The organism is Mesorhizobium sp. M7A.F.Ca.US.007.01.2.1 (assembly GCF_003998165.1).
In the GTDB taxonomy this organism is placed as follows: domain Bacteria; phylum Pseudomonadota; class Alphaproteobacteria; order Rhizobiales; family Rhizobiaceae; genus Mesorhizobium; species Mesorhizobium ciceri.
Genome location: NZ_RZQP01000353.1, coordinates 1 through 4,224, shown reverse-complemented (window position 1 = coordinate 4,224; position 4,224 = coordinate 1). Strand labels below are relative to the sequence as shown.

Genomic DNA, 4,224 nt, shown 5'->3' with positions numbered 1-4,224 from the left:
GGGTTTTGTCATCCTGTTGCTGTCGGCACTTCTTGCCGCCAGATATTTCATGATGATCTCCCACGATCGCGTCCCCGGTTGCCGATCCTCGCCATTCCCTTGCCAAATGCAACCCCCGTTTGCAGCCCTTTCAGTCGGAAACGCGCTGGGGCTGTAGGCGGCGTCGACCTCCTCGGCCACTTCGACATCTGGCCCATTCGTGGCCCGGTTCTGGCCGATGACCCGGCCGGCAAGCAAGCCTATGCCGAGCCCATCGATGCTCAGGTCAGTCGATTGATGCGTCGGGACGCGCCAGTACGGCGGCCCGCGGCGGTATCTTGCAACCATCACGTTTCCGTGCGATAAATTCCGTGTTCGGGCATTTGCGACCCGGAGAGCGGAACGTTTTGGACGACCTTTCCCCGATACTGTGAATCTCTGACGGCCCCGTTTTCGGCGGGGGGTTTGACCATGCGCCAATGCATGACTGCCGAAGCAACCACCGGGAACTGCCCTTTGCGCCAGGCGGCGGGCGGGACCACCAAAGACTGAACGGGTGAAGGAGTTTCCCCAATGGCCCAGACCGGCACCGTTAAATTCTTCAACGCGACCAAAGGCTTCGGTTTCATCACGCCCGATGGTGGCGCCAAGGATGTGTTCGTCCATATCTCCGCGATCGAAGCTTCCGGCTTGCGCACGCTCGTTGATGGCCAGAAGGTCACCTTCGACGTCGAGCCGGACCGCATGGGCAAGGGCCCCAAGGCCGTCAACCTCCGCGCAGCCTGAGCCATCGGCGCGCCGCATGTCACTTAGACGTGCGACGGAGGCTCCATGCCTGCACCTGGCCTGGAGAGGGATCTGAATTTTGAAAGGCGCGGCGATCTTCGTCGCGCCTTTTCCTTATCGAAGGCGCGGGCCAGTGATGTCGCCCAAGCGGCCGGGTTCTGGGCAACGACTTGCATAAAAACAAAGACCCGAAGCATGCCGCAACGTGCTTTAGACGCCCGCAAAACTTTCTCTTGCCGATGACGCTAAAATAAAGGACAAATTTCCACTCGGGCATTTGCCGGCCCGAGACTGGAGTTTATGGGACAAAGGAGCTTCCCATGCCGCAGACCGGCACCGTCAAATTCTTCAATCATGCCAAGGGCTTCGGCTTCATCACGCCCGATGATGGCGCGAAGGATGTTTTCGTCCATATTTCAGCTGTGCAGGCGTCCGGTCTTCCCGGCCTCGAGGATGGGCAGAAAGTGTCGTTCGATACCGAGCCGGATAAGCGCGGCAAGGGTCCCAAGGCCGTCAACCTGTCGGTCGGCTGAGCCGGCTTCGAACCGGCGCTCCCGGGCAGATCGCTCCCTTGAGAGCCTGTGATTTTTGACGTCCGTTTTGAATAAACACGTTAAAATCCGTTCAGCCCCCGTTCAGCCACGGTCGCATATTAGTCTTCGGTAAAGCCGGACCGCATCCCCGAAACTGCACGGGCCGGAACGAAGGAGACCGACATGAACCGAATTTTCAAAACCGCCGTCCTGGCCGCTGCCGTGGCCGCCACCACGCTCACGGCCTTGCCCGCCGCCAATGCGCGCGACTGGCGCCGTCATCATGGCCATCATGGCAATGGCGATGCCATTGCCGCCGGCGTGCTCGGCCTCGCGGCCGGGGCGCTGATCGGTGGCGCATTGGCCAATGACCGCCCGCCGCCCGACGCTGACCGCTACTACGATGACGGTTACTACGATCGTGACGTCGTGGTGCGCCCGGCCCCGGTCCGCCGCTATTATGCGGAGCCGCGGGTGGTCTACGCCAATCGTTATGCCGAACCGTGGACGCGTGACTGGTACGAATATTGCTCGGACCGCTACCGCAGCTTCAATTCCCGTACCGGCACGTTCACCGGCAATGACGGCGAACAGCATTTCTGCACTGCCAACTAACCAAGGGCTTCCCTGCCCCAAAACAGAAAAGCGCTGACCGCAAGGCCAGCGCTTTTTTGTTGTGGTCTCTACAATGTCAACGGTCTGCTTGAGGCTGATGAAAAACAGCTACGGTTCCGAGCCTGGTTCAAGTCAAAAAAGGATTGGTCCGCCTCTCCTCGCCAAAACGTCCGCCGGCACCGTGGCCACAGATGAAGCCGATGTCGTCGCCGAGCGGCAGGAGCTTGTCCTTGATCGAAGCGATCAGCGCCGTGTGGTCGCCGCCCGGCAGGTCGGTGCGGCCGACCGAGCCGCGGAACAGCACGTCGCCGACATGGGCGAACTTGGCTGCGCGGTTGTAGTAGACGACGTGACCGGGCGCATGGCCGGGGCAGTGCAGCACCTCGAACACATGGCCGCCGAACGACACGGTCTCGCCTTCGGCCAGGAACCGGTCGGGCACGCAGTTGCGCGCTCCGGCGATGCCGTAGCGCTTGCCCTGGTTTTCCAGATTGTCGAGCAGCGACTTGTCGGCCTCATGCGGACCGATGATCTCGACGCCGAGCGCCTCCTTCAACTCCATTGCACCGCCGGCATGGTCGATGTGGCCATGCGTTATCCAGATAGCTCCGGCTGAGATCGCATTGTCCTTCAGCACCGCCAGTACCTTGTCGATATCGCCGCCCGGATCGACGACGACGCCATGCTTGTCATCCATGTCGAACAGGATGGTGCAATTCTGCTGGAACGGTGTGACCAGCACGATGCCGGCATTGAGCTGACCCATGATCGTCCTTTCGATGTTCACGGGTGATGTAGAGGCGCGGACAAAGGGCGTCCACCCTCGAAAGACGAACAGTCAGTAGCCCCAAAACGGAAATGGGCGGCCGAAGCCGCCCATTTGAAAAGACCGAAACGGCCTGCTTACTTCTTCATGGCGCCCATGACCGCGCCGAGAATGGCGGTCAGGATCGCGCCGCCGCCGGCGCCGCCGACGATGTTCTGCAGGTTCAGCGCGCTGCCGAGACCGCTCGTTGCTGCTGCCGCAGCCGCCGGATCGACCGCACCGCCACCCAGCAGGCTGCCGAGGATCGCCGCACCACCGACGCCGCCAATGGCTCCGCCCAGGATTTTGGGAAGCTGACCCATCGCCGCCGTCTTGAGCGCCGCACCGACCGCCTGACCACCGATGATGCCAGTAATCACCTGTATGATGATCGGAAGAAGCGTGTTCATGTCCATATGATTAGTCCCTCCATAGCTGTCAGCCTCCCGGGCCGACACCATCATGAGACGCCGAATTGGACGAAAGTCAAATGCAGAAACGCTGAAATAAAAGGGGCGGCCCGAAAACCGCCCCTACTTCCTAAAAAAGCTGTGACTTTCGTTATTCTGCGGCGATCGCGTGCTTGGGCTGAACGGCCGCAGAATAGTCATTCATAAGATTCTTGGCTATTTCGCCGACCTCGAATCGGTAAGGCCCGATCTCCGAAACCGGCGTCACTTCCGCTGCCGTCCCGGTCAGGAAGCACTGCTCGAAGCTTTCCAGCTCTTCCGGCAGGATGGCGCGTTCAATCACCTCAAGGCCGCGATCCTTGGCCAGCCCGATGACCGTGCGGCGGGTGATGCCGTCGAGGAAGCAGTCGGGCTTGGGTGTGTGGATCTTGCCGTCCTTGACGAAGAAGATGTTGGCTCCGGTCGCTTCGGCGACCTGGCCACGCCAGTCGAGCATCATGGCATCGGCATAGCCCTTGGCCTCGGCGGCGTGCTTGGACATGGTGCAGATCATGTAGAGCCCGGCGGCCTTCGACTTGGAAGGCGCGGTGCGCGGGTCGGGCCGGCGCCATTCCGCCACATCGAGACGGATGCCTTTCAGCTTCTGCGCAGGATCGAAATAGCTTGGCCATTGCCAGATGGCGATGGCGCAGTTGATGCGGTTGTTCTGCGCCGAGACGCCCATCTGCTCACTGCCGCGCCAGGCGATCGGCCGGACATAGGCGTCCTGGAAACCCTGCTTCTTGAGAAGCGTGGAAGAGGCGTCGTTGAGCTCGGCCACCGAATAGGGGATCTTGAAACCGAGCAGGCGTGCCGATTCATGCAGGCGCTCGGTGTGTTCGTTGAGCTTGAAGATCTCGCCGCCATAGGCGCGCTCTCCCTCGAAAACAGCGCTGGCGTAATGCAGCCCGTGCGTCAGCACATGGATCTTGGCGTCACCCCATTGGACGAATTCGCCGTTCATCCAGATGAAGCCATCGAGTTGATCGAAGGGAACGGATGCCATGGTAACCTCCCACGGGCGGCAGCCCGGATAGTTGTATCGTTGTGTGTTTCG

General features: G+C 60.9%; 7 protein-coding genes. 3 read left to right on the top strand and 4 right to left on the bottom strand.

Annotation, left to right across the window (positions count from 1 at the left end):
* Positions 1–327: hypothetical protein (locus tag EN949_RS36270; RefSeq protein WP_206534990.1), on the bottom strand; the 327-nt coding region annotated here is incomplete at its 3' end.
* Positions 328–552: 225 nt separating this feature from the next.
* Here EN949_RS36270 and EN949_RS33355 point away from each other — a divergent pair.
* From EN949_RS33355 to EN949_RS33345, 3 genes are all read left to right on the top strand, one after another.
* The gene (locus tag EN949_RS33355; protein ID WP_006202520.1) at positions 553–765 is read left to right on the top strand and encodes a cold-shock protein; all 213 of its coding nucleotides are present in this window, start codon (positions 553–555) and stop codon (positions 763–765) included.
* A gap of 320 nt (positions 766–1,085) precedes the next feature.
* The gene (locus EN949_RS33350) at positions 1,086–1,298 is read left to right on the top strand and encodes a cold-shock protein (protein WP_013530020.1); all 213 of its coding nucleotides are present in this window, start codon (positions 1,086–1,088) and stop codon (positions 1,296–1,298) included.
* A gap of 183 nt (positions 1,299–1,481) precedes the next feature.
* Positions 1,482–1,913, top strand: coding sequence for a BA14K family protein (locus EN949_RS33345; protein WP_013530019.1), 432 nt, complete (start codon positions 1,482–1,484; stop codon positions 1,911–1,913).
* Between the two features lie 127 nt (positions 1,914–2,040).
* Here the strand turns inward: EN949_RS33345 and EN949_RS33340 are convergent, their stop codons facing one another.
* The 3 genes from EN949_RS33340 to EN949_RS33330 all read right to left on the bottom strand — a co-directional run bounded on the left by EN949_RS33340 (position 2,041) and on the right by EN949_RS33330 (position 4,173).
* Positions 2,041–2,679, bottom strand: a complete 639-nt coding sequence (locus EN949_RS33340) for an MBL fold metallo-hydrolase (protein ID WP_127366530.1) — start codon at positions 2,677–2,679, stop codon at positions 2,041–2,043.
* Positions 2,680–2,816: 137 nt separating this feature from the next.
* Positions 2,817–3,134 carry a hypothetical protein gene (locus EN949_RS33335; RefSeq protein WP_013530017.1) on the bottom strand — a complete coding sequence of 106 codons (318 nt, stop codon included), beginning with the start codon at positions 3,132–3,134 and terminating at the stop codon, positions 2,817–2,819.
* Between the two features lie 145 nt (positions 3,135–3,279).
* Entirely contained in the window at positions 3,280–4,173 is an 894-nt protein-coding gene (locus tag EN949_RS33330; RefSeq protein WP_013530016.1) for a branched-chain amino acid aminotransferase, read from the bottom strand.
* Positions 4,174–4,224: the final 51 nt, after the last annotated feature.